Origin of the sequence: Streptomyces halobius (assembly GCF_023277745.1) — a bacterium.
In the GTDB taxonomy this organism is placed as follows: Bacteria; Actinomycetota; Actinomycetes; order Streptomycetales; family Streptomycetaceae; genus Streptomyces; species Streptomyces halobius.
Window position 1 is genome coordinate 8,671,693 of the sequence record NZ_CP086322.1, and the last position, 24,808, is coordinate 8,696,500.

23 protein-coding genes are annotated in these 24,808 nt (G+C 70.6%); 10 read left to right on the forward strand and 13 right to left on the reverse strand.

The window, feature by feature from the left end:
• Positions 1-54 precede the first annotated feature (54 nt).
• Positions 55-1,449, reverse strand: a complete 1,395-nt coding sequence (locus K9S39_RS39415) for an FAD-dependent oxidoreductase (RefSeq protein ID WP_248868073.1) — start codon at positions 1,447-1,449, stop codon at positions 55-57.
• A gap of 135 nt (positions 1,450-1,584) precedes the next feature.
• Between K9S39_RS39415 and K9S39_RS39420 the strand changes: the two genes are divergently transcribed.
• Complete coding sequence (locus tag K9S39_RS39420) at positions 1,585-2,682, forward strand: DUF6214 family protein (RefSeq protein WP_406708100.1); 1,098 nt, start codon at positions 1,585-1,587, stop codon at positions 2,680-2,682.
• A 13-nt stretch (positions 2,683-2,695) separates the two neighbouring features.
• On the opposite strand, the gene K9S39_RS39425 is transcribed toward K9S39_RS39420, so the two are convergent.
• The 4 genes from K9S39_RS39425 to uriH all read right to left on the reverse strand — a co-directional run bounded on the left by K9S39_RS39425 (position 2,696) and on the right by uriH (position 7,048).
• Positions 2,696-3,355 (reverse strand): TetR/AcrR family transcriptional regulator, encoded by a 660-nt coding sequence (locus tag K9S39_RS39425; RefSeq protein ID WP_248868076.1) that lies wholly within the window; start codon positions 3,353-3,355, stop codon positions 2,696-2,698.
• Between the two features lie 282 nt (positions 3,356-3,637).
• Entirely contained in the window at positions 3,638-4,111 is a 474-nt protein-coding gene (locus K9S39_RS39430) for a VOC family protein (protein ID WP_248868078.1), read from the reverse strand.
• 514 nt (positions 4,112-4,625) lie between these two features.
• Positions 4,626-6,104, reverse strand: coding sequence for a uridine transporter UriT (gene uriT, locus K9S39_RS39435; protein ID WP_248868079.1), 1,479 nt, complete (start codon positions 6,102-6,104; stop codon positions 4,626-4,628).
• Positions 6,101-7,048, reverse strand: a complete 948-nt coding sequence (uriH, locus tag K9S39_RS39440) for a uridine-preferring nucleoside hydrolase UriH (protein ID WP_248868081.1) — start codon at positions 7,046-7,048, stop codon at positions 6,101-6,103. The genes uriT and uriH overlap by 4 nt, the downstream gene beginning before the upstream one ends.
• A 415-nt stretch (positions 7,049-7,463) precedes the next feature.
• Here uriH and K9S39_RS39445 point away from each other — a divergent pair, with 415 nt between their 5' ends.
• The 3 genes from K9S39_RS39445 (at position 7,464) to K9S39_RS39455 (ending at position 10,521) form a co-directional block, all read left to right on the forward strand.
• Positions 7,464-8,480 (forward strand): LacI family DNA-binding transcriptional regulator, encoded by a 1,017-nt coding sequence (locus K9S39_RS39445; protein WP_248868082.1) that lies wholly within the window; start codon positions 7,464-7,466, stop codon positions 8,478-8,480.
• 259 nt (positions 8,481-8,739) lie between these two features.
• Positions 8,740-9,258, forward strand: a complete 519-nt coding sequence (locus tag K9S39_RS39450; protein WP_248868083.1) for a lytic polysaccharide monooxygenase auxiliary activity family 9 protein — start codon at positions 8,740-8,742, stop codon at positions 9,256-9,258.
• 315 nt (positions 9,259-9,573) lie between these two features.
• Positions 9,574-10,521 carry a hypothetical protein gene (locus K9S39_RS39455; protein ID WP_248868084.1) on the forward strand — a complete coding sequence of 316 codons (948 nt, stop codon included), beginning with the start codon at positions 9,574-9,576 and terminating at the stop codon, positions 10,519-10,521.
• A gap of 194 nt (positions 10,522-10,715) precedes the next feature.
• Here the strand turns inward: K9S39_RS39455 and K9S39_RS39460 are convergent, their stop codons facing one another.
• The 4 genes from K9S39_RS39460 to K9S39_RS39475 all read right to left on the reverse strand — a co-directional run bounded on the left by K9S39_RS39460 (position 10,716) and on the right by K9S39_RS39475 (position 14,099).
• Entirely contained in the window at positions 10,716-11,120 is a 405-nt protein-coding gene (locus K9S39_RS39460) for a DUF779 domain-containing protein (RefSeq protein ID WP_248869181.1), read from the reverse strand.
• Positions 11,121-11,128: 8 nt separating this feature from the next.
• Complete coding sequence (locus K9S39_RS39465) at positions 11,129-11,755, reverse strand: DUF3558 family protein (RefSeq protein WP_248868086.1); 627 nt, start codon at positions 11,753-11,755, stop codon at positions 11,129-11,131.
• A gap of 14 nt (positions 11,756-11,769) precedes the next feature.
• Complete coding sequence (locus tag K9S39_RS39470) at positions 11,770-12,087, reverse strand: hypothetical protein (protein ID WP_248868088.1); 318 nt, start codon at positions 12,085-12,087, stop codon at positions 11,770-11,772.
• A gap of 281 nt (positions 12,088-12,368) precedes the next feature.
• Entirely contained in the window at positions 12,369-14,099 is a 1,731-nt protein-coding gene (locus tag K9S39_RS39475) for a hypothetical protein (RefSeq protein WP_248868089.1), read from the reverse strand.
• Positions 14,100-14,313: 214 nt separating this feature from the next.
• Here K9S39_RS39475 and K9S39_RS39480 point away from each other — a divergent pair, with 214 nt between their 5' ends.
• A complete protein-coding gene (locus K9S39_RS39480) occupies positions 14,314-14,871 on the forward strand; it encodes a PadR family transcriptional regulator (protein WP_248868091.1) in 558 nt (185 codons plus the stop codon).
• Positions 14,872-15,011: 140 nt separating this feature from the next.
• A complete protein-coding gene (locus tag K9S39_RS39485; RefSeq protein ID WP_248868092.1) occupies positions 15,012-16,733 on the forward strand; it encodes an acyl-CoA dehydrogenase family protein in 1,722 nt (573 codons plus the stop codon).
• 174 nt (positions 16,734-16,907) lie between these two features.
• Here the strand turns inward: K9S39_RS39485 and K9S39_RS39490 are convergent, their stop codons facing one another.
• Together K9S39_RS39490 and K9S39_RS39495 are read right to left on the reverse strand one after the other, a co-directional pair.
• Positions 16,908-18,014: a PP2C family protein-serine/threonine phosphatase gene (locus K9S39_RS39490; RefSeq protein WP_248869182.1), complete on the reverse strand. Its 1,107-nt coding sequence runs from the start codon at positions 18,012-18,014 to the stop codon at positions 16,908-16,910.
• Between the two features lie 120 nt (positions 18,015-18,134).
• A complete protein-coding gene (locus K9S39_RS39495; RefSeq protein WP_248868094.1) occupies positions 18,135-18,485 on the reverse strand; it encodes a DoxX family protein in 351 nt (116 codons plus the stop codon).
• 180 nt (positions 18,486-18,665) lie between these two features.
• Between K9S39_RS39495 and K9S39_RS39500 the strand changes: the two genes are divergently transcribed.
• Positions 18,666-19,580 (forward strand): FAD-dependent oxidoreductase, encoded by a 915-nt coding sequence (locus tag K9S39_RS39500; RefSeq protein WP_406708190.1) that lies wholly within the window; start codon positions 18,666-18,668, stop codon positions 19,578-19,580.
• Between the two features lie 3 nt (positions 19,581-19,583).
• Here K9S39_RS39500 and K9S39_RS39505 read toward each other — a convergent pair whose 3' ends face one another.
• The gene (locus K9S39_RS39505; RefSeq protein ID WP_248868097.1) at positions 19,584-20,249 is read right to left on the reverse strand and encodes a TetR/AcrR family transcriptional regulator; all 666 of its coding nucleotides are present in this window, start codon (positions 20,247-20,249) and stop codon (positions 19,584-19,586) included.
• A gap of 80 nt (positions 20,250-20,329) precedes the next feature.
• Between K9S39_RS39505 and K9S39_RS39510 the strand changes: the two genes are divergently transcribed.
• Entirely contained in the window at positions 20,330-20,866 is a 537-nt protein-coding gene (locus K9S39_RS39510) for a hypothetical protein (RefSeq protein ID WP_248868099.1), read from the forward strand.
• Positions 20,867-20,914: 48 nt separating this feature from the next.
• Here K9S39_RS39510 and K9S39_RS39515 read toward each other — a convergent pair whose 3' ends face one another.
• Entirely contained in the window at positions 20,915-22,360 is a 1,446-nt protein-coding gene (locus K9S39_RS39515) for a pyridoxal phosphate-dependent decarboxylase family protein (RefSeq protein ID WP_248868100.1), read from the reverse strand.
• Positions 22,361-22,526: 166 nt separating this feature from the next.
• Here K9S39_RS39515 and K9S39_RS39520 point away from each other — a divergent pair, with 166 nt between their 5' ends.
• Both K9S39_RS39520 and K9S39_RS39525 read left to right on the forward strand, forming a co-directional pair.
• On the forward strand, positions 22,527-23,240 hold the full coding sequence (locus K9S39_RS39520) for a hypothetical protein (RefSeq protein ID WP_248868101.1): 714 nt from the start codon (positions 22,527-22,529) through the stop codon (positions 23,238-23,240).
• Between the two features lie 381 nt (positions 23,241-23,621).
• A complete protein-coding gene (locus tag K9S39_RS39525; protein ID WP_248868102.1) occupies positions 23,622-24,770 on the forward strand; it encodes a WS/DGAT domain-containing protein in 1,149 nt (382 codons plus the stop codon).
• The last annotated feature ends 38 nt before the right edge of the window (positions 24,771-24,808 follow it).

A 24,808-nucleotide genomic window follows, 5' to 3' on the forward strand; every position in this document is an offset into this window, starting at 1 on the left:
GGGGGTGCCTGCGCACAACGCCGTCGCCCCCAGGGGGCCCGCCCTCCGCCCGGCTCACTCCGCCGAGCGTGCCGCCCCCAACAGCCCCTCCCAGTCCGGCAGTTTGACCGTCCCGCGCCCCAGCTGCTGACCCCACGCCGCCTCCGCGGCCTCGATGCCCAGCCAGCCCGCCCAGGAGACCGGCTGCTGGCCCGCCTGCCGCAGTGCGTCCACCGGATCGTCGGCGACATCACGCTCCGCCAGAGCGGCGGCATCCTCCAGGAGCGATGCCGCGGTCTCCTTGGCGCAGGGCCGGTTGGTGCCGATCACCCCGGTGGGGCCGCGCTTGATCCAGCCCGCCACGTAGACACCGGGGCTGGCCGCCCCGTTCAGCAGCACCCGCCCCGCCCGGTGCGGCACCGTCCCGGTCGCGTCGTCGAACGGCAGCCCCGGCTGCGGCGTCCCCCGATAGCCGACCGAACGCAGCACCAACTGCGCCTCGATGTCCTCGTATGCGCCGGTTCCCACGATCCCGCCGTGCCCGTCCGGTGCCGTCCGCTCGAATCGGACCGCCCGTACGCCGGTGGCGGCGTCCCCGAGGATCTCGACCGGACGCAGGAAGAACCGAAGATGGATCCGGCGCTCGTCCCGCTCCGACGCGGCCGTCGCCCCCGCCGTCGATCCCGCCGCCGCGGCATCATCCGACCGCTCCGCCCAGTCGTGCAGCACCTGAACGTTTCGCCGTCCGGCCGCCGGCAGCCCACTGGAATCGTGGTACCCCGGATCCCCCGCCAGCTCCTCGGGCCGTACGACCACCTCCGCACCCGGAAGGGTCGCCAGTTCCCGCAGCTCCTTGGTGGTGAACCTGGCCTGCGACGGGCCGCGCCTGCCCACCATCCAGATGTCCTCGACACGGCTGTCGGCGAGCGCGCCGAGCGCCCCCTGAGGCATGTCCGTGCCGGCCAGGTCCGCCGCGCCGCGGGCCAGGATCCGGGCCACGTCCACGGCCACATTGCCCACGCCGATCACGACCGCGGACCGGGCCGAGAGCGCGAAGCGGTGGGCGACGGCGTCCGGATGCGCGCTGTACCAGGCCACGAAGGAGGTCGCCGAATGGCTGCCGGGCAGGTCCTCACCGGGGATGCCGAGATGCCGGTCGGTGGCGGCACCCACGCAGAACACCACCGCGTGGAAGATCTCGCGCAGCTCCCGGGGGCCCAGCCCCGGCGCGCCCGCCTCCACATTCCCCAGGAAGTGCACGCGAGGGTGCTCCAGCACCGTCCGAAGGTTGTTCTGCAGCGATTTGATCTTCTCGTGGTCCGGCGCGACCCCGTAGCGGACCAGGCCGTACGGGCAGGGCAGCCGGTCCAGGAGGTACACCTCCACATCCGGCACGGCCTGCTGTTCGACCAGGGACTGGGCGGTGTAGACACCACTGGGTCCAGAACCGATCACTGCGACACGAAGCACAAGAGCCCCTTTCGCGGAGTACCCCCAGCATCGCACCGGCGGGCGCCCGGCGGGAGATGAGCTATCGGGGTTGCTCACGATGCGATGAGCGTGCCGCGTCCCTGGGCCGGGTGGGCCGGCGGCTACGTTTTTCCCGTGTCGGAAAGTGACTTTTATACCGTTAATAGCCGATATAAGGCCCAAGATGCGGCCTCGGAGTGGCCCGTCTGGGAGCTCCGAGGCCATGGCTCGGCCGCGCCCGCCCCGGAGCCCGCCGCCCCCGACGATCCGGCCGGGACGCCAGGCCCCGGAGACGCCCCGCGCCGGCCCGATCCGCTGGGGCCGTGGTTCAGCGCCCGGCTGACATTCGCCGACGGCGCCCGGATCGATGTCCTGGTGACGGTCGCCGACGACGGTCACATCACCGTCGAGGACATGCGGGCCGATCCGCCCCTGACGCTCGACGGCCTCGCCGCGCTGGCGCGCTGGATCGAGGGCCCGTTGGACGATGCCTGCCGGATGGTGATGGGACGGCCACGGAAGGACCGACCCTCCCCCGGGCGGGAGCAGGACGCGGTGGATCCGACGAAAACGGCCGGTTTGAAGCCGGGGGCATGGCCGGATTCGGTGCCGGTGCCCGGTCTGGCGGGGGATGTGGAGGCACAGACGGCCACGGACGCGGTGAGGGCTGTGGTGACGAATGCGGTCACCGGTGCGGCCGGGGATACGGATGCCGAGCCGGTTTCCCCCCGTATGGGGGACGAGGAACCGGCCTCGGGACGATCGGCGGACGAGGACGTGGCGGTGCCCGCGGGGGGCGTCGCCCACGGTGACGGAGTGCTGTGCGGAGAGGCCGCACGCCCCGCCGAGCCGCAGTCCGAGCACGCCGTCGCCGTGGAGGGCTGCGCGCACGCCCCGGACCCGTCGACGACCGAAGGTCCCTCGACGGACTCCGCGGCATCGCCGGAACGCGACGCGGCCTCCCCGGAGAGCCCGCCCCCGGAGAACTCGGTCGCCTCCCCGGACGGCTCCGCCGAGCCGCCCGCGCCCTCCCCGTCCGCCGTGCTCGCCCGGTTGCGGGCCGGTGAGCGCCGCAAATTCGCCGCGGACGTCTACCGGGAGGCGCAACGGGAGGGGCGCGATCCGGTGCTGGCCGTGATGAACGCCACCGGACGCAACCGCCGAAGATCGTTGCGTCTGATCGCCGGCGCCCGGGACGACGGCCTGCTGACGCCACGCCACAACAAGCGCTAGCGGGCCGTTTCCGCTACGGACCCACGGGGCCCGGTGTCCCCCTCCGTGGCCCCGACCCAGCGGGCGGCTCCGTATCCGGAGGAACTCCCAACTCCCAGTCCAGCCCATACCGTTGGAACAACTCGGCACGCAGCCGGGCCTGCGGCATCTGCGCTCCCGGCAGCAGCATCGGCACCACCGAGCCCATCAGCAGAGCCCGCAAGAGGGGATAGTCGGCATCCGGGTCCGTCGATCCGTATGCCACGACCGTCTCGCGCAGCAGCTGGGCCAGCCGTTGCTGTTCGGGGCACTGGATGAATCCCTCGGCCGTCAGAATGCCCGCCATATGCGTCCGCATCAGCAGCGGACGGTCGTGTGCCAGCCCGAGGATGGCATCGATGGCGCGGGCCAACAGCTCACGCCCCGCATCCGGCCCGGTCGGCTGTGGCTCGCGCTCCAGCGCCGCCTGGAGGGTGAGATGCATCAGCCGGTGCACGGCCGATTGCAGCAGCTGCCGCTTGCCGGGGAAGTAGTAGGAGACCAGCCCGCGAGCCGCCCCGGCGCGCTGTGCGATATCACCCAGCGTGGTCGCCTCAAGCCCGCGCTCGCCCACCAGCTCGACCGTCGCCTGCAGCAGCCGCTCCCGTGATCGCCGCCGCAATTCTTCGTTGACCGACGCGCTGCGGGGGGACATGCTGTAACTCCTGCGTTGACTGGCTGCGAGCCAATATACTCAGCACGACTCCGGATGTCCGCCTTCTCAAGGGTGGCGAATCCGGTCAGACTGCCTGATTCGGGCGACGCGGGGGATCGCCCGAATCGGGTGGCACAACGACACCCGGCCACCCCATACGACGTCTCGATTTCCCACGTCGGACGGGGTGGCCGGGCGCGCTTCGCCGGTCGCGGGATCGGCAGTCTCCGGTGCTACGGGGCAGTGGTGCGGCGCCCACCGGCTGCCCCGGCCCGTAAGCCCTTACGCCTTGTCCGCCGCGGCGTAAAGCGCCGCCACATCGATCTTCTTCATGCCGAGCATGGCCTTCATGGCGCGCTCCGCACGGCCCTTGTCCGGGTCGTTCATCAGCTCCACCATCCCGGCCGGCGCCACCTGCCAGGACAAGCCGTACCTGTCCTTCAGCCAGCCGCACGGGCCTTCCTCGCCGCCCTCGGAGAGCTTGGACCAGTAGTAGTCGATCTCTTCCTGGTCTGCGCAGTTGATGAGCAGCGAAATCGCCTCGCTGAAGGTGAACTCGGGGCCGCCGTTGATCGCGGTGTACTCCTGGCCGTCGAGCTCGAAGTCGACGGTCAGTACGGTGCCGGCCTCCCGCGGACCGGCCTCGTTGTAGTAGGAGACGTTGGTGATCTTGGAGTTGGGGAACACCGAGACATAGAACTCGGCGGCCTCCTTGCCCTGGGTGTCGAACCAGAGGTTGGGGATGATCTTCGGCATGGCCACTCTCCTGGTGTCGTCGGCGTTGCTGCCTCTCCCAGTACTGACCGTTGCACCGGGCGAAAGTCATCGCTAGTCGGTACCGCGTCTCGGGGCGCTCCCGATATCGCTGGGCGGGCATTGCCGTCCAGGGCTCCCGGCATCGCTGGGCGGGAACTGCCGTCCGGGACATGAACCGCCCGCCGACCGGTGCGTTCCGGTGGGCGGGCGGTTTCGTGCGACGTTGCGAAGTGCGGAGAGCACGGGGGAGACGGGAGGGGTGCGCCGTACGTCAAGGCCCCTACTTCGCGCGAGCCTCAAGGGTTGGTCGGACAGATCCCCTAAGGGTTGCGTCTGCCCCTAGCAGTCCACGACGTGCGGGGCCGGGGCGGTATTCCCGGGCCGGGGGAGGATTTTCCGCGGTGGGGGCAGGGGCGGCAGTCCCGCGGAGGAGGCCGCTCTCCCGCCCCCAGGGGAAGGCTGCTCAACCCCCTCCCCGGACGGGACCGCTTTACCGCCCCCGAAGGAAGCCCCTCTACCTCCGTGCCTCCGCCGTCACCGGTTTCGGGATCAGGAACGATGTCGCGATGGCCGCGGCCATGATGACCACGCCCGCGATCATGCCGGCGACGTAACCGGACGGCGACGACGGGTCCGCGGGCAGGGCCGCCGTCTTGACCGCGAAGAGCACGGCGAAGCTGAGGCCCGCGCCGAGGTTGAACGCGCCCGCGTTGAGGCCGGGGAGGAAGCCCGGGTTCTCGTTGGGGGACAGGACGATGCCGAGTCCGTTGAGGACGATGTTCGCGACGCCCGCATACGTGACGCCCACCAGCAGGGACGCCGCCAGGAGCAGCACACGTGAATGATCGTCGATGGTGACGAGCATCAGGACGACGGTCGCCACCGACCCGATGAGGCCGAGGCGGAGGATGCGGCCGTAGCCGAAGGTGGCGGCGAGGCGGCCGGCGACCGGGCCCATGGCCAGTCCGGCGAGGGCGTACGGCGTCAGGGTCCACCACGCGGACTGCTCGGCCGTCATGCCGAGCCCGGCCTGTGCGTCCTGGGCGAACGCCGGGATCAGCCCGTTCATGACGGCGAACACACCGGTCATGGTGAGCACGGTGGTCAGCAGAGTCGCCCAGGTAGCGCGCTGCTTGAGGTGCCGGGTGGCGACCAGCGGGTGCCCGCTGCGGTTCTCCGTCCGCCAGAACAGGGCGAAGGCGACCGCGGTGACGATGACGAGACCGGCGATCAGCGGCCAGTTGGCGGCGGCGAGCTTGCCCGCCTCGTTCAGCGCGATCAGCAGCGAGCCTACCGAGACGACCAGGAGCGCCACTCCGGGCCAGTCCATACGGGTCGCGGCGGCCGCCCGGGACTCGGGGGTCAGGGTGGCGACCAGGACGGCGGCGAGCGCCGCGACGATCGCCATCGCCCAAAAGACCGAGGGGAAGCCGTGGTTGTCGGCGAGGTAGCCGCCCGCGAGCGAGTCGACGCCCGCGATCCCGCCGTTGACGGCGGTGATCACGCCGAGCAGCGTGCCGTACCGCTTCGGTTCCCGCACCTCGACCCGCAGCATGATCAGACACAGCGGGACGACCGGACCGGACACACCCTGGATGACGCGGCCGGCGAACAGCATCGGCACGCTCGTCGCCAGCGCGGCGACCACACAACCGACCGTCATCAGGGCCAGCATGCCGGCCAGGACCTTACGACGGCCGAGGACATCGCCCAGTCTCGGCAGGAACAGGGAGAACAGGGCCGCCGACGTGAAGAACGCGGTCTGGGTGAGGCCGATCTCGGCGGAGCTGGCGCCGAGGGTGTCCTCGATACTCTTCAGTGCCGGGCTGAGCATGCTCGCATTGAGCTGGAACGCGAAACACGCCGCGAGCAGCGCGGTGAGGAGCACACCGACCCGGACGCCGGATCCGCCGCCCTTGATCTCGGTGGGGTCCTGTGGAGTCCCGGTGGGGTCCTGTGGGGTGGAGACGTCGCTGCCGGTGGAAGTCGTCATGCCGCCGCGTCGCCGATCCGTTCGAGGGCGTCCACCACGAGGTTCCAGAACCGCTCATGGTCGAGTGCGACCGCGACCTGGGTGGTGCAGTCGGCCGGGGCCGGCGCACGGAAGTCCGCCACCGTCATACCGAGGGTCAGTCCGCCGGTGAGCTCGATGTCCACGGGGGCCTTGCGCACCGTCATGACGTCCGGATCGATCACATATGCGACCGCGCACGGATCGTGCACCGGCGGGAACTCGAAGCCCTGGTTCTCCCGGTACGCCTCGCGGAAGAAGTCCAGCAGCTCCAGCACGAACGTGGCCGGCCTGGTGCCGACCGCGGCGATCTTCGCTTCGACCTCGGGGGTCGCCAGCGCCTGGTGTGTGAGATCGAGGCCGACCATGGTGAGCGGCCACTTCTCGTTGAAGACGATATGGGCGGCCTCGGGGTCGATCTTGATGTTGAACTCGGCGACCGCGCTCCAATTGCCCTGGTGGTACCCGCCGCCCATCAGCACGACCTCGCGCACCCGCTCGGCGATCCGGGGCTCCTTGCGCACGGCCAGCGCGATGTTCGTCAGACCGGCCGTCGGGACGATGGTGATCTCACCGGGCTCGTGGGACATCACGGTGTCGATGATCAGGTCGACCGCGTGCCGGCGGTCCGGCTCGATCGCCGGTTCGGGCAGCTCCGGGCCGTCGAGGCCGGTCTCGCCGTGTATGTCGGGGGCGATCACGATGTCACGGACGAGGGGGCGCGGGCAGCCGGCCGCGAAGGGCACTCCGGTGATGCCGGCGATCCGCGCCACCGACAGGGCGTTGCGGGTCACCTTCTCCAGCGTCTGGTTACCGACCACGGTCGTGACGGCGACCAGCTCGATGCCGGGGTTGCCGTGGGCCAGGAGCATGGCGATCGCGTCGTCGTGCCCCGGGTCGCAGTCGAGGATGATCTTTCTGGCCAACGGAAGAGCCCCTTTGCTCTGCTGCTCTGCGCTCTGCTGCACTGCGGAACGGCGGTGGAGTCGGTCGTCCGGCGGCGCCGGCACGTCCGCCGGTGGGGTGCGCCCCGGTCCTGATACGTCGAGCCGGGCGCGTGGGGCACCGATGCCGATACCGGGGCGGGGAGCCGACGGCGAGGGGGCTCGGACACATCATGGAAAACGTTCTCCGGAAACTTCGCCCATGGACCCGTCGATTGTCAACGGTTCAATCTCTGTCAATCTCCCGCTTTCCGGGCATTTCCGGGGCGCGAGGAAACGCACACCCAGCCCGTGAACCCGTATCAATGGCCTTGAACGGACAACGTTTACCGATCCCGTGCCGCCGCGTATGCTCCCACCCTGCGCAGCCGAGCCGAACGAAGGGGGCTGGGAGACGGTGGCCGAAGTCACCCTGAGGGACGTCGCCCGCGCATCGGGCTGCTCCGTCGCCACAGTGTCCCGCGTGCTGGCCGGCACCCGACCCGTCGGCGCCGAAACCACCCGCACGGTACGGGAGGCGGCCGAGCGTCTCGGCTACCGGCCCAACCAGGTGGCCCGCGCTCTGCGCAGCCGTTCCACCGGCACCGTCGGCCTGGTCCTCCCGCAGATCACCAACCCCTTCTTCCCCGCGCTTGTCCGGGAACTGGAGCACGCCCTGCACGCAGAGGGGCGCGCCGTACTGCTCGCCGACTGCGACGACGATCCGGCGACCGAGGCGGCCCGGATCAGCGCGTTCCTGGACCGGCAGGTCGACGCGCTGCTGGTCATACCCGTCGATGAGCGCCACAGCCGGGACGCGGTGGCGCGTGCGGCCGCCCGGGTGCCGCTGGTACTGCTGGACCGCGGCTGCGGCCCCGGCGTCGCCGACGCGGTCGCCGTCGACAACGCGGCCGGTATGGCCCTCGTACTGGAACACCTGGCCGCCACGGGACGTCGTCGCCCCTGCTTCGTGGGGGCCGACGGGACCGCTTCGGCGGCGGTCGAGCGACGCACGGCGTACGAGGCGGGGGCGGGGGCTTTTGGTCCGACGGCCCCTGGGCGCGTCGAACTCGGCGATTTCTCGGTGGAGTGGGGGCGCACCGCGGTCAACCGGATCTGGCCGTCCCGTCCGGACGCCTTCGTCTGCGCCAATGACCTCATCGCGGTCGGCGCGCTGCAACGGCTGCGGCAGTTGGGCGCGGACGTCCCGGGGGAGGTCGCCGTCACCGGCTTCGACGACATCCCGCTCGCGGGCCTCGCCGACCCGGCGCTGACCACTGTCCGGCAGCCGGTCGCCGAACTGGCCGCCGAAGCCGCCTGGCTGCTCGCCCGTCAGCCGGACGGCGGCGGGGCCGGTTCGCGGCGGACCGTCCGGCTCGCCCCCGAGCTCGTCGTGCGGGCTTCCAGCGGAGCCCGGGGCGCACCGGCGAAGTGAGGCGCGGCAGAGGGCCGTTGCGCACCCCTTGACCGTACGCGGTCAGCGAGTAAAGTCTAGACCAATTGGCGGTCCTGTCCACGGGACGCCGTGCTCGGAGTCGGCACCGGGCGGGGCGGGCGTGGGGCGCCGCCGCAGAACACCCTCGCGTCATCCACCCCCCACACTCAACGAGGCTTCCCGGGGCGGACAACGGCGCCCGTGGCGGCGTCGGGTCCCCTGTTTCTCGCGCGGTGGCCTCCCTCGCGAAAGGGTTGACATGAACAGCAAGAGAAGGCTGGCTCTCGCCATTGGCGCGGGAATCGCTCCCCTCCTCGTCGTGACCATGCCCGCCAGCCCGGCCGGCGCGCACGGTTATGTGTCCTCGCCGCCCAGCAGGCAGGCGCAGTGCGCCGCGGGCACCATCGAATGCGGACCGATCAAATGGGAGCCGCAGAGCGTCGAGGGCCCCAAGGGTCTGACGAGTTGCAGCGGCGGCAACAGCGCGTTCGCGGAACTCGACGATGATGCGAAGGGCTGGAAGGTCACCCCGGTCGGCAGCTCCCAGACCTTCAACTGGAAGCTGACCGCCCGTCACTCCACCAGCACCTGGCAGTACTTCGTGGGCGGCCGGAAAGTCGCCGAGTTCGACGACGGAGGCGCGCAGCCGCCCGAGACCGTCACACACACCGTCAACTTCGGTGGTCTGAGCGGCAAGCAGAAGGTCCTGGCGGTCTGGAACATCGCCGATACCGCGAACGCCTTCTACGCCTGCATCGACGTCAACATCGGCGGCTAGCGCCTGACCCATCGGACTGGCCCTGGAGGCCGGCATCGGTGGCCCACCGCTCCCGGCATCACGCACCGACGCGTGATGCCGGGAGCGGTGTGTGCCCCGGTAGCGGCTGCTCCTCCGGACCACCGGCTCACCGGCTCCGTGACGCGGAGGGCCCGCGCCCGTGGGGAGCCGGAGAAGCGTACGCAAGGAAGGACAGGGCCCTGGGCTGTCTCGTACCCGCCCCCGGCAGGCGGAACGTATCCGGTGCGGCGGGCGCACCCGTTACGATCAGCCCATTCATGGCCGTTCGTACGTGGCCTTCGCCGGGAGGAAGAGATGGGCCTGTTCCGCCGAGGACCGAAGCGGGATTCCCGCGACCTCGCACGCGATGCGGAATTCAGCTTCTTCTCCGAGCGGGAGGGCGGCGTCTTCCGGTCGGAGGTCCGGCAGGCGTTCGCCGAGCAGGGCCTCGAAGTCACCGTCTACGCGGGCGTGGTCGCCGACTCGGCGGGCCGTCAGTTCGGCCTCGGCAATCTCGCGGCGGTGTGCCACCGCGACCGGCGGGGCGAGCGCAGCTGGCCCACGCTGATCCGTGACCACGTCGGCAAGGTCCTGCGCACGATGGACGGCCCGCAGCCGCTGGAGATCCTCTCCGAGGACGAGATCCGGGCCTGCCTCTACCCCCGCGTCGTCGCCCAGGAGTCGCTGCCCGAAGCGGACTCCTTCCGGTACGGCCGGCAGCCCGCTCCGGGGCTGCGCGAAGTGCTCGCGCTCGATCTGCCCGAGGCGGTGCAGATGCTCAGCGAGGATTCGCTGGCCGACCTCGGGGAGGTGGCCGAGCTACGCATCCGGGCGATGAACAATCTGCGGGCGCTGCCGGTCGAGGGGCATGAAACGGTGCGGCGCGGCGACGGCTCGGCGTTCGAGGTGCTGCTCGGTGACTCCTTCTTCACCGCGAGCCGGGTACTGGTGCTGGACGAGCTGGTCCAGCGGATCATGGGCACCGGGCTGACCCCGGACGGAGCGCTGGTCGCGATGCCCTTCCGGCACCAGCTCGCGTTCCACCCCATTCACGACGCCCATGTCATCCCGGCGTTGCAGGCCATGGCACAGTTCGCGGCGGCCGGCCACAAGGACGCCGCGGGCGCCATCAGCCCCAAGGTGTACTGGTGGCGCGGCGGCGAGATGACCCCGCTGTGCGAGCCGGACGGCGACGGGCTGCGGGTGGTCGTGGACGGGGACTTCCAGGAACTGCTGGAGCGGTTGGTGCAGGACGACGCCTGAGGGGTGGACGGTGGGGGAGGCACGCCTGCCGGATCACAGCTGGGGCCGGAATTTCGTGCGGAATCTTCACGGAGAGGGAACCTACGGCGCCTCCCGCCCGTTCTTATAAGTGAGGCCCCGTGTTATCCCCCGTGCACGGGGCCTCACCATGTCTTCCTCGCTGTTCGTCCGGTGCGCCGGGCGCGAGGCGTGACCTACTCGCCGAGCCGGGCGCGTTCTTCCCCGGTCAGCAGCCGGGAGCGGATCAGGAAACGGACGCCTTCGGGTGCCTCCAGGGAGAAGCCGCTGCCCCGTCCCGGTACGGCGTCCACGGTGAGATGCGTATGCCGCCAGCGGGTGAACTGCTCCGCCGACATCCAGAACCCCACCGGTTCCGGCACCCCTGCCACCGACAGCCGCGCCAGCAGGACGTCCGACGATCCCGTACGGAATTCTCCTTCCGGATAGCACATCGGGGCACTGCCGTCACAGCAGCCGCCGGACTGGTGGAACATCAGCGGCCCGTGCCGCTCCCGCAGCCGGCGCAGCAGCTCGATGGCCGCCTCGCTCATGGCGACCCGCGAGGTGCCGTCCGTCGCGGGTGTGTCCGTTCCGTCCATCTCGTGCGTCACCTCGGGAGTCTCGGGGCCAGGTCGCGTGCGAAATCGGCGGCGAGGGCGCACATGTGCCGCGACGGCGCGCTGGTCGGCCGGGTAGCGCTGATGATGACCTTTCCGAACGACGCGGGCCACGCGACCATGCAGGCGTTGCGGCCCTTGCTGGGCGCGGCCGACGCGGCGGGTACACCGGGGATGGTGACCGGATCCGCGTTCGGGCCGATGCCGGGGTCCGATGCGGCGAACATGAGCATGAAGGTGGTTCGGTACCTGGTGTACGACGATTCCCACCAGCAGGCTTTCCCGAGCGAGCTCTGCTTGGAAGGCCTGCCCTGGTTCAGACGCCACTTCTGGAACAGGGTGTCCTCGGCCACCCGGCACGGCTGCGTCACCTCAGCGGGCCGGCCCGACGCCGTCGTCGTGGAACCGACGCCGGGCGGTGAGCCCGTCCGGTCCGGGCCGCCGTTGCCGTACTCGCGTGTCAGCGCCCAGATCCCGGCCCCCGCCACCCCGGCCAGCAGGGCCGCGGCGACCGCCACGATCAGCATGCGCTGGGGCCGGGGATTGTCGCCCGTCGGGGGTCTGTCCGTGGCCGGTTCCGGAACCCAGGTTTCCTGTTCCTCATCCCATCGCGTCATGTCAACTACCCTTGTCAGCCGAGTAGTTGGCCGATGGCCTGCACGACGGACGCCGCCGAGGCCAGGCCGGCCGCGGCCGTCGCGCCGAGTTCGAGGCGCTCGCGCAGCCACTGCAGACGGCCACGGCTCACCTGTCCCGTCGCGGCGGCTTCCGCCTCGGCCTCGTCGAGCTGGGTGCCGACTTCGTCCGTCTCCGCGGCGGGGGCGAGGGCGGCCAGCTGCTCACGTAAGGCGCTGAGAGCCGTGCGGAGTTCGGGGGACACGCCGATCAACTGTGTCGATTCGTCGGACGCTTTGGCACCGGGGCCGGAAGCCGCGGCGCCGCCGGTCATCGCTCCGATGCCGACGCCGCCAAGGGGCGCGGATGCTCCCTCGCCCGAGGGTAATGGCGGCGGTGGCGGTTGGCTTGTGCGCAGCGATCTGTCCTCGGCGCGGGCCCCCTCTCCGGCCGCCACCGCACCACCGGTCATCACGCCGACCGTGATACCTCCCGAACCGGACTGTGAGGAGGGTGTGTTGGCTGCCCTCGTCGCCCGACCCGCAGCCTCTCCCCGCACCGGCCCCTCCTGTGCCGGGCCCTGGCCTTCCTGCGCCGGTTCCGCCGGTCCCGTTGTCATGACGCAATGCCTCCCCTGGCGATGTCCTTGCCCACGTCCACATGCTTCGCCGAGGACCGCTTCCCCGTCGTGACCGCACCCCCGCTCATCGCCCCGATGAACACCCCGCCGGTGCTCACACTGATGATGTGCTGCTCGAACTCACCCGTCTCGTACCCCTTCACCCGCAGCGCCTCCCGCACCCCGCTCACGATCCGGTCCTGCAATGTCTTTACATAGCGGCTGATGTCCATCTCCTGGAACAGGGACACCTCCGTCACGCTCCCCAACTCCCGTACCGAGGCGACCGGCCCGTCCGGCTGTGCGTACTCCGGTGCCGCCAGCCAGGTACGGAAGACCGCGACGGCCGTCCGGACCAGGGAGATCCCGGCCGCGAGGTTCGCCGTGGGGCTGGTCAGCAGTCCGCGTACGGCGTTGCGCAGCGGATCGCCCGCGCCGCGTGCCGTGATCACATCCACGGCCATGAACTCCGGCCGCACCGGAGTGAGCACATGCGGCACGACCTCCAGGACGAGCATCCCGCCCTGGGTGTGGACGCGGACCAGCAGCGAGACCACCACCTGTTCGTCCCAGGCGCCGACCCGGATCCGCAGGAAGTGACGGCGCGCCTCGCCACCGTCGCCGACGGCGCCGTCGAGGTGCCACTGGACGGTGGCCGGGTCGTACTTGGCCTCCCCGCGCTCCACCCCGGCCGGCAGATAGACGAATTCGTCGATTTCCAGGGAGCGGAGGCGGTCCCGGCCGGTGGCCGCGGCGGAGGTGCGCAGCGCCTCCAGCTGCGGCTTGATGAGGTCGATGACCTCGCGTCCGGTGAGCGGCTCGGGGGCCGGACGGCGGGAGTCCGCCGGCCCGGCTTCCGGCCTGGACCCCGGCCCGGCGTCCGCCGGTGGTACGGTGCCCGGCGGGACCTGCGGGGCCGGCTGCGTCCGGGGTTTCAACTCGATGGCGAACGACCACGGTTTGTGCGGCTGGCCGGCACCGACGAAGGGCCGGAACGCGTTGTAGATCCCCAGCGGCGCATGCTGTTCGCGGTCGATGGCCCTGCCGATGCGCCGGAACCGGTCGCTGTCGGGGAGCTGCTCGCGGGGCGCTTCGGCATAGGCCGTACGGCTCAGCTTGCGGCACATGACGGAGACGAGGTGCGCGCGGTACGACCACACGGGAATCACCAGCAGGAACGGGAACACCGCGCCCGCCCATGCGTCCACGCCGCTGAACAGCGAGAAGAGCACCGCCGCCCAGTACACGACCGCCACCAGGAACGGCACGAGCGGCAGTACCATCTTCAGCCGGCCGCGTGTGGCCTCCTTGATCGCCGCACGGTCGAGAGTGAAGACGGAGACACTCTGCCCGGCCGAGGCCCGCACGCTCCACGACAGAAGGCAGAGCAGCCCGTACGTCAGGAACCAGGGGATGGGCAGCACCGTCCCCGAGCCGGCCCCCGAGACCCCGAGCGTGATGAACACCGCCCAGATGACCAGCAGCGCCAGCCCGGTCGTCGCCTCCCAGCGGCGGGCGCGCAGTGCGTGCGCGAGGACCGGTACGGCGTCGATGCCGAGTGACGGGGCGATCGGGCGCTCCTCGTGCCCGACCAGCTCATCGATGACGCGTCGGCGGAACTCGCCGTCGAGGTAGGTGCCCGCGCACAGCAGCCGGGTGGCCTCGTCGTGGCTGCGCCGTGGTGCGGCGTGCGGAGGTGGCGCGTCAGGTTTCTCGGGTATGGCCATGAACCCTCCCGTTCACCGAAGTCCCTTGGAAAGGTGGGACGTTGGGTAGTTCTCAGTGTTGCATGTGAAGGCAGTGGGGGCATGGAAAGCAGGCGAGGGCCGGCCCGGCGGGGCGACGGGGATTCCGGGCGGTGACCCGCCCGCCCGGGTGACCCGTGTCTCACCTGGGCGGCGCCTCTTGTCTATGCAACTCGTTGCACAGAAGGATCGGAGCATGGCGCTCGAACACGCGATCCTCGTCTCCCTGCTGGAGAAGCCGGGATCCGGCTATGAGCTGGCCCGGCGGTTCGAGCGGTCCATCGGATACTTCTGGACCGCCACCCATCAGCAGATCTACCGCGTCCTCAAGCGCATGGAGGGCGACGGCTGGGTCGACGTGCGCGAGGTGCCGCAGGAAGGGCGGCCGGACAAAAAGGAGTACTCCGTCGCGCCGCTCGGCCAAACCGCTCTCTCCCAGTGGCTGCACGAGCCGAGCGGACCCGAAAGCGTCCGGCACGACCTCGCCGTGAAGATCCGCGGCGCCGCCTTCGACGACCCGACAGCGCTGATCCACGAGGTCGAGCGGCACCGTCAGACGCACACCGACCGGCTCGCGCACTACCTCGCGGGGGAGCGACGCGACTTCACCGGGCCCGAGGGCCCCGGACCGCCCGACGCCGGCCGTGAACTCCAGCATGTCGTACTGCGCGGCGGCATCGAGTACGAACGCATGATGCTCGGCTGGCTCGACGACGTACTCGCCACCCTCCACCGGCTCGCGTCCAAGCACTGAACCGACGACGCCGCCCCAATCCCGGCCCGGAAGACCGCCCCGTCCCAAGCCCAAAAGACACACACCGCCATCAAGCCCACAAGACGCCCCATTCCCAGCCTGCAAGACGCCCCGTCCCCAAGCCAGAAAGGTGACCACCCATGGCCGACCCCCTGCTGTTCAACCCGCGTACCTACGACCCGGCGCACTTCGACCCCGAGACCCGCCGGCTGCTGCGCGCCACCGTCGACTGGTTCGAGGAGCGCGGCAAGCGCAAGCTGATCGAGGACTACCGCTCCCGCGCCTGGCTGGCGGATTTCCTCGCCTTCTCGGCCAAGGAAGGGCTGTTCGCGACGTTCCTCACGCCCTCCGTCGCCGCCGACGAGCAGCCGGACAAGCGCTGGGACACCGCCCGCATCGCCGCCCTCAACGAGATCTTCGGCTTCTACGGCCTCGACTACTGGTACGCCTGGCAGGTCACCATCCTCGGCCTCGGCCCGGTCTGGCAGAGCGACAACGCCGCTGCTCGCAGCCGCGCGGCCGAACTCCTCTCGCAGGGCGAGGTGTTCGCCTTCGGCCTGTCCGAGAAGTCCCACGGCGCCGATATCTACTCCACCGACATGCTGCTGGAGCCCGACGGCAGCGGCGGCTTCCGGGCCAGCGGCTCCAAGTACTACATCGGCAACGGCAACGCCGCCGGGCTCGTCTCCGTCTTCGGCCGCCGCACCGACATGGAGGGCCCGGACGCCTATGTCTTCTTCGCCGCCGACAGCCGCCACCCGGCGTACCACCTCGTGAAGAACGTCGTCGACTCGTCCAAGTACGTCAGCGAGTTCCGCCTCGACAACTACCCGGTCGGCCCCGACGAGATCCTGCACACCGGCCGCGCCGCCTTCGACGCCGCCCTCAACACCGTCAACGTCGGCAAGTTCAACCTCTGCACCGCCTCCGTCGGCATCTGCGAGCACGCGATGTACGAGGCCGTCACCCACGCGCACAACCGCATCCTCTACGGCCGCCCCGTCACCGCCTTCCCGCATGTGCGCCGCGAACTCACCGACGCGTACGTCCGCCTCGTCGGGATGAAGCTGTTCAGCGACCGCGCCGTCGACTACTTCCGCTCCGCCGGCCCCGACGACCGCCGCTACCTGCTCTTCAACCCCATGACGAAGATGAAGGTGACCACCGAGGGCGAGAAGGTCATCGACCTGATGTGGGACGTCATCGCCGCCAAGGGCTTCGAGAAGGACAACTACTTCGCCCAGGCCGCCGTCGAGATCCGGGGACTGCCGAAGCTGGAGGGCACGGTCCACGTCAACCTCGCGCTGATCCTCAAGTTCATGCGCAACCACCTGCTGAACCCGGCCGACTACGCGCCCGTGCCGACCCGTCTCGACGCGGCCGACGACGCGTTCCTCTTCCGCCAGGGACCTGCCCGCGGCCTGGGCTCCGTACGCTTCCACGACTGGCGCACCGCCTACGACGCGTATGCCGAGGTGCCCAACGTCGGCCGCTTCCGTGAGCAGGCGGACGCCCTGTGCGAGTTCGTCACCACCGCCGCGCCCGACGAGGAGCAGAGCCGCGATCTCGACCTCCTGCTCGCCGTCGGCCAGCTGTTCGCGCTGGTCGTGCACGGTCAACTGATCCTGGAGCAGGCGAACTTGACCGGCCTCGACGCAGAGGTGCTCGACGAGCTCTTCGCCGTCCTCGTACGCGACTTCTCCGCGCACGCCGTCGAGCTCCACGGCAAGGACTCGGCCACCGCGGCGCAGCAGCGGTGGGCGCTGGGCGCGGTCCGTCGCCCGGTCGTCGACGAGGCCCGCTCGACCCGGATCTGGGAGCGGGTGGCGGCGCTGTCGGGGGCGTACGAGATGGCGCCGTAACACCGGAAGCCGTCGTCCGCCCGCCGGCTGGCCGGCCCGCTGCCTGAGACGGACGGCCGAGGCCCGAGGCCCGAGGCCCGAGGGCTGAGGTCGGACGCGAGGTCCGCCCGGCACGCCGCCCGGCGCGCCGGGCGGACCTTCGGGGTTTCCGGGATCCGGGACCGGTGCCGCGGGTCAGCATCCGTTCTCGCCGTCGTCGCCGTGCGTGACGGCGAGCAGGGCCACATCGTCGGCCCGGTGGCCACCGGTGTACCGCTGGACGTCGGCCAGCGTCGCGTCGAGGAGGGCGTCCGGCCCGGAGAACTCGTGTCCGGCGAGCCGGCCCGCCAGGTCGTAGAAGGTCCCGGCGCGGTTGCGGGCCTCGACGATGCCGTCGGTATACAGCAGCAGGGTGGTCCCCGCGGGGAACGGCACGGTGTCGACGCGATTCGCCACGGCAGAGAGCGCCGACAGCCCCAAGGGCAGCGCGGGCTCGGAGGGCTCGGCGCTCCAGACGGTGCCGTGGCGGAGGAGCAGCGGTGCGGGGTGACCCCGGTTGATCAGCCGCAGCTCGGCCTCGCCGTGCGGGATCTCGGCCAGCACGCCCGTGATGAACCCCTCGACGGGCTCGACGCCGCTCCGCTCCGCCGCCTCCCGGGTCGTGGCCCGTTCGAGCCGGGCCACCAGCCCGGCCAGTGTCGGTTCCTCCGCCGCGGCCTCGCCGAACGTACCGAGCGCGATATTGACCGCCCGGACGGCGCCCAGCCCCTTGCCGCGGACATCGCCGACCAGGCAGCGCACGCCGTACGGGGTGTCATGGATGGCGTACAGATCACCGCCGATCCGCGCCTCCGCCTGGGCCGCCTCGTAGCGTGCGGCGACGCGCAGCGGACCGATGCGCCGCGGCGGCTGCGGCAGCACGGCGCGCTGCACGGCGACGGCGATGCTGCGGGCGGACCGCAGCTGAACGTGGCTGCGGTGCAGCAGCCGGTTGACGAGGACGGCGATGGCGCCGACGGTGGCGACGGACGCCAGCTCGGTGTCGCCGCTGTAATGTCCGAGGAAGCCGAAGTGAAGGAGGACGACGGCGTCGGCGGCGCAGGCGGCGAGCCCGGCCAGGACGGTGACTCTCAGGCTCAGGGGAGCGGCCGTCATCGGCGCGGCCGAGTAGAAGGCGGAGGCGCTGAAGCGCGGCGCGGTGAAGTAGTCCAGGAAGGCGCCGCCGATGAGCAGGGCGAAGGGCAGCACTGGGGCGTGCCGCATCAGGAAGCGTCCGGCGGCGAAACGCCCTTCGTTCGGCATGTCCACACGGCGCTCCCTGCGATCGGCCGTCGCGTCCAGAATCCCCGAACCGCTGCCGGACTGACAGCCGGGTTCCTCCGTCCGCGCACCGGTCCGCCCGCCTGACACTGCGTCGACGTCTCAGTGCGCCACGGCGAGGACGAGAGAGGCGACGGCCAGCAGAAAGTAGCCTCCCGGCGCGGCGATATTGTGGAAAACCCGGGTGCGGAAGTGGACAGCGAGGGCGCCGATAAAGAACAGCACAAGTCCGATCGCGGCGGCGATGCCGATGAACCGCACACCCAGGAGTCCGAGGAGCAGCCCGACAGCTCCGGCGCCTTTCAAGGTGCCGAGCAACGGGATCCAGGACTTCCGGAGGCCCAGTTCCTCGGCATTGGCAAGGACGAACCCGGCCTTCAGGAAGTCGGCGATGGCGGCCCCGGCATTGACCACCATGGTGATGACGGTGACGACCACGTAAGCAAGGAACATGTGCATGCCCTCCGTTCGGCCAGGAATTCGGTGGATGTCGAGGGAACGGCCGCTTGCCGCTATCGTGCCGCCGCTGCCCGCCCACTGCATCCCGCCCCGGCCCCGTCCATCCCGGCGACGCCGACGCGGCGGTGTCACAGTCCGCCGGGCCGCTTCGTCTGATGACCACGAAGAATTCGCATTCCGACCGGCAGCGGATCGTCGTCCTCGGCAGCCGTACCGCGAGCCGGCGGCGCACGCGTATACACAGCCGGGACAGCCGCCCGACTCGCGGCAGCATTGTCCAGTCGGCCCGGCCAACTCACCGTGGTCGGCGGCGGCCTGACAGGCACGGAGATGGCTGCCGAAATCGCCGAAGCGCACCCGGCCTGGCGCGTACGCCTGGTGACCGCCGGACAGATCGGCCCCGACCTCTCCCCACGCGGACGCGAACATGTGAGAGCCGCGCTGGGCCGGCCCGGTGTGCGCATCGAGGAGGGCCGGACCGTGGAATCGCCCGACGCGGTCGACGCCGACGCCGTCGTCTCGACGGCGGCGATGGCACCCACCACCGAACTCGCCGAGAAGGCCGGCCTGGAGACCGACGCGACCGGACGCATCCGCGTCGACACGGCACTGCGGTCGGTCTCCCACCCGGAAGTCGTCGCGGCCGGCGACGCATGCGCGGGGCCGCGGATGGCCTGCGCGACCGCGTTCCCCACCGGGTCCCACGCCGCGGGGACACTGCTGCGAGAGGCGTACGGCGGCCGGCCGGAACCGCTGCGCTTCCGCTACTGGATCACGTGCGTCAGCCTCGGCCGCGGGGACGGGCTGATCCGGATCCTGCGGCGCGACGACGCGCCACGCGACGTCGTGCTGACCGGACGCGCCGCCGCGCGGGTGCAGGAACAGGCGGTGCGTTCGACCGTCCGCTTTCTGCGCTTCGGCGCCCGTCACCCGGCGGTTGTCGGACGCTCCGGGGCTGTCCTGAGACGGCGATGGTGTCCGGAACCGTCACCGCCGGGAGCTACGCGTGCGCGGTGTGGGGAGTCTCATCGGGATGACTCCGTGCCGGTGCGCGCCGGTGGCTGGACGCCCCTTGCGCTTCAGGGCTGACGACTACAGCGACTGAGGCGCCCCCGCGCTCTGCGGACCGGTGGTGAGGGGCACGGGCGGCAGACCGAGCACGCCTCGGACCGCCCGCTCGGCGAGTTCGACGTCGTAGGGGGCGTGCCCGGCGAGCTTGATCACCAGCCCCTCCAGGGTGCCGAGACAGGCCTGCGCCATCTCCCGGGGAGGCGGGCCGGGCGGGATCGCGCCGCTTGCACGTGCGGCGGCGATCCGATCGGCGCTGTCGGCGAGAAACCGCTCGCCGACCTCGGTGATCGCCCGGCCGACCGGATGGTCCTGCCCGAGGAACTCGACACTCAGTGCGGTCATGACGCGGGCCACGTCGCGGCGGCAGTAGACGGCGTGGCCCCGTGCCATCGCGAGCAGCGCCTCGACGGGGTCGGCCGCTTCCTCGGCGAGCCGGCCGACCTCGGCGTACCAGGTCTCCTCGACCCACTTCACCACCGCCAGTGCCAGATCTTCCTTGTTGGCGAACTGGTGGTACAGCGCGCCACGTGTGTAGCCCGCCTCACTGGCCACCCGTCCCAGCGCCAAGTTGGCGTACCCGTACGTGGACAGCCCCCGTGCCGCTGCCTCCAGCAGGGCGCTCCTGGACCGCGCGCGCCGGCCCGCCTGCGTGCGCCGGGCACTCTCGGAGGTCTCCAGCGTGATCACCCTTCCTTACATACAGTCATGCATGTATGTTACTCGGACGCAGCGCCGCCACTGGGACCGACCCGAGAGGAGTCAGGCGTATGAACGTCGAAGCAGGGACCGACCGTGGTGCAGGGGCGGAGAGCGCGGTGGAGGGGACCGCCGCGCCAACCGCCCACCAGCAAAGCGATGTTCCCGAGGTCATCCGCTCCCTCAGCGCCATGGCCGACCCGGACTACGCCGACTGCTTCACGCTCACGACGAGTGACGCCACGGACTGGTCGGCCGAACAGTGGGCCCGTGCGACGTTCGAGGACGCCGCGGGCGAGTTGGGGCAACAGACCTGGCGAGAACGGCTCGGCCTGCGCCTCAGGCCGCTGGGAGCGACGGACACCGTGGCCGGTTGGCAGATCGGCGAACGCGGCGACAACTGGATCCGGCTTGAGGCCAACTCCGGGGCCATGACCACACGTCTCGTCTTCCACGTCGGCGACGGACAGGCGTCGTTCGCCACGTTCATCCGGTACGACGAGCCCGCGGGGGAACGCGTCTGGACAGCGGCGACCGCGACGCACCAGGGAGCGGTGCCCGGCCTGATGCGGCAGGGGTGCAACGTCCTGCGGTCGAGGCCGCGCTGACGGCCGGTCCGTTGACCGGCGGGCTCGGCGAAGGCGCCTGGGGCGGCGTCACACGGTGCCGCGTCCGGAACCGGAGGCCGAGAGTTTCCCCGGGCCCTGGGCGTGGGCGCGGATCCGTTCCCAGACGTAGTGCACCGTGTCCGCGTCGGCGTACGGAGATCCGAAGGCGGCCCGTACGGCAGGGCGACCGTTGACGCTCGCGGGGGTACACAGGAGCGTGGGGTCGGTTTGCAGGCGGGAGATCAGACCACGGGTGTCCTCGTCGGTGTCGCGACGGAAGACGACCAGGCCCAGTTCGTGCGCCTCCAGGTGAAACCCGGGCTCGGCGGTGACAAGGCGTGCGAGCTGGGCCGCCAGGCGGACGTCGTGACGGATGGCTTCGCGCAGACCTCGCACGCCATGGGCCCGCATCACGTACCAGAGTTTGAGGGCACGCATCGGGCGGCCGAGCGGCACCTGCCAGTCGCGGAAGTCCACGACCCGGCCGGAGTCGGTCGCGGGATTCCGCAGGTATGAGGGGGTGATGCTCATGGCGTCGGTGAGCGCGGTGCGGTCGGCGGTCCACAGGACATCGCACGGGGTGCCCGTACGCATCCACTTGTGGGCGTTGACGGCGTAGGAGTCGGCGAGGGCGATGCCGTCATTGAGGTGCCGGTATTCAGGGCACAGTGCCGCGGAGCCCGCGTAGGCGGCGTCCACGTGCAGCCACACGTTCTCCTGCCGGCACAGGCGGCCGATGTCCGGCACGGGGTCGACGGCGCAGGCGTTGGTGGTGCCGACCGTGGCGATGACGATGGCGGGGACGAGGCCGGCCTTGCGGTCGGTGTCGATCCGCGCGCCGAGCGCCTCGGGATCCATCCGGTCCGTTCCCGGCAGTGTGGCGATGAGCTGTGGTTCACCCAGGCCGGCGAGCCGGGAGCTCTTGGGAACGCAGGAGTGGGCGTGCTCCGTGCAGTACATCCGGTAGCGGCCCTCGGTTCCGGCCGAACGCCATCGCCCCAGCGACGCCCGTTGAAGGGCCGCGGCAATGGCGACGAGTACCGCCGAGGAAGCGGAGTCCTGAATGACTCCGCCGCCGCGGCCACTCGAATGGCGGAAGGCTTCCGGCAGGCCGAGGGCCTGGGCCAGCCAGTCCGTGACCAGCTGCTCCAGCTCCGTGGCCGCCGGCGATGTCGACCACATCATGCCCTGTACGCCCAGCCCCGCCGTGACGAACTCCGCGAGCACGGACGCCGGGGAGTTGTTGGTCGGGTAGTAGCCCAGGAATGCCGGATGCTGCCAATGGGTCAAGCCGGGGACGATGACGTTCCAGGTGTCGGCCAGCATCTCCCCGAGGCCCTCCGCCTGCTCGGGAGGCGCGGACGGCAGCGCGGTGCGCAGGAAGCCGGGTTCACACGGCGGGGTCACCGGTACCTCTCGGGCTGCCAACGCCCGCCAGTGCGCGACGAGTTGTTTGGTGGCTGTTTCTATCGCCGCTGCAAACTCATCGCCCATAACGTAAAAATAGCGGTCTTATTATAGTTTGTCTACTGTGTCGCTTATGCGTCCATGTCGTGTCGAACTCCGGCTCCCCGGCCCGGAGCAGCTGCCCGAGAGGGTGGAGTCGCTGTGGTGTTCATCCGTTCGAGAGGACCGCCCGGTTCGCTTTCTCCCGTGCCCGATGTCCGACCCACGGGAAGCGGACTACGACGCCTTTTTCGGTGTCATCCGGGTCTCCGGCGTATCGGCCGCCCTGCTGGTTTCCGAGGCGCTGACCACCACGGTGAGTGCGATGGCCTCGCTGCCCGAAGCCGCCGCGGAACCCACGCTCCATGAGGCTCTGGACGCGGCCCGCCTGGCTCCCGTCGCGGCACCAGGGCTGACACCGGACGCGCCCGCCCAGCAACGATGGATGCACGGGCACCGCCTGTTCTTCGCGCTCACCCAAGCGGCCATCGTGGGCTTGCAGGACGCGCTGGCCGCACCGAGCGCTCGTTCCTGCGGGCCGGGAGCGCAAGCCACCCACGTCTTCCTGCGCGCGAGCGCTGCCGCCATGCGCTTGACCGCGTCCTTCCCCCCGTCCGACTATCAGCGCACCGTGCGGCCTTCCATGACGCCGCCCCAGCATCCCGCCACCGGCTTCTCCGGCCTCTGGTCGGCCGATCACCGCGTTCTCATAACCCGATTGCGCGCCTGGGGTGCCATGCACCGTGCTATATGCGCGGATTCCTGTATGATCCGCCGGCGCATATTCGACGCCGTGGACGAGGTGTACGGCGCTCACATCGGTGTATGTGAACGCTTCGTGGGGGACGGCCCCTCGCTTTTAGGGGGCTCGGAGAACTCCATGGCCACTCTCGGTGAACTCGCCAGGCGTCGCCGTGGGCTTCTTTAGGCGGCTCTTGACTTTGTGCCGGGTGTCGCTGAACGCCGGGTGCGGCAGATGTCGGGCTGCTGACACACCACGTTCGGCCCAATTCCCCGTGAATGCCATCTTATCTGACGGAACATCGCCTTGAGCCTCGCCCTCATGTCTCCTCGTCACCGCCGACGGCGCGGACACAGCGGCCGGGCGACCTTGAAGGAACTCTTTCAGGAAGGGATCGACATGGGTCTCCGAGATGCCCTTCGTCAGGCCACTGCTGGACGAGACCCGGTTCCCCCAGCACGACGGCAGGACGGCGCAAGGGCATGGAAGGGAGCCTTTTTCGATTACGCTGCGGCACATCCGGGCACGTCGGTGGCGGTGGGAGGCGTCAGCCGCATCACGGGTGACGTGCCCTCCCACGAGGAAATGTGTCTCCTGGTGGACCTCGCGGTAGCCCGCTATCCGGAGCTCGCGGAATCGCCACCCGGTGGGCCCGGCAGCGGGGCGGGTGCCCCGTTCGCCGCCGAAGACCATGTGTTTCGTACATCTGTCGCTGCCGGAACCGGGCTGGACGGGCTGCGGGCCGCGCTGGGGGACCTGGCCACCGCACCCCTGCCGGAACGTCTCTGGGGCGTCTGGATTCTGCACGGCTACGCCCCCGATGAGTTCGCGGTCGTACTGCGGGGTCACCACGCGCACTTCGACGGCATGCTGCTCAGCGAAATCGTGCGCGGCACCCTCGGTGGGCCCGCCGCCTCCCACGCGGACGGCCCACCACTGCCGGGGCGGGTGGCCCGCCGAGGCACAGCGGCGGAACTGGCGACCGCCGTCCGCGAAGGCATCAGCGCCGCCGACGGGCTGCGCCGGGCCGCTCGTCTCGTACCGCGGAGCTTTCCCCTGACGGGCGAACTGCACTATGCGTGGGGCAGTGTGGAACTGTCCCGACTCCGGAAGATCGCCGCCGCGTACGGAGTAACCCCCAACGATCTGTACTTGTCGACCCTCGCCGGCGCTCTCCGGACGTGGGCCGGGGAACATGGCCGGCCGCTCGGCCGGCAACCGATGCGCATGATGGTGCCGGTCACCCTGCGGCGCCGGGAGGACGCGGGCAAGAGAGGGAACGCGGTGCTGGGCTCGGCAGTGCGGCTGCCGGCCGATCTGGACGATCCGGTTGACCGACTGGCGTACGTGAAGACCCGTACGGAGAAGGCCCGTTCATCGCTGTTCAATGCCCACGCCGGCGCCCTGGAGCGCCTGGTCCCCGAGCGGTTCGGCCGGTGGCTCCTCGAACTCGATCTGCACCCGCGGAGCACGACGGTACTGGCCTCCTACGTTCCGGGACCGGGGCAGCGTCTCCGCCTCGGCGACCGGGTGGTCACCGAAGCCGTACCACTGATCCTCCTGCCGGCCGGCCATGCGCTCGCGGCCTGTTTGTCCAGCTACGCAGCCACCGCGCACATCTGCTTCGTCGCTGACCGGGCGGTCGGGAGCTGCGACGGCCTGGTGCGGCTGTGGATGCGTGAGCTGGACGAGGTGACGGCGCGCGCCGGGCTGTGATGTGTATGGGCCGCGTCGCGCCGCGAAGACCACCAACC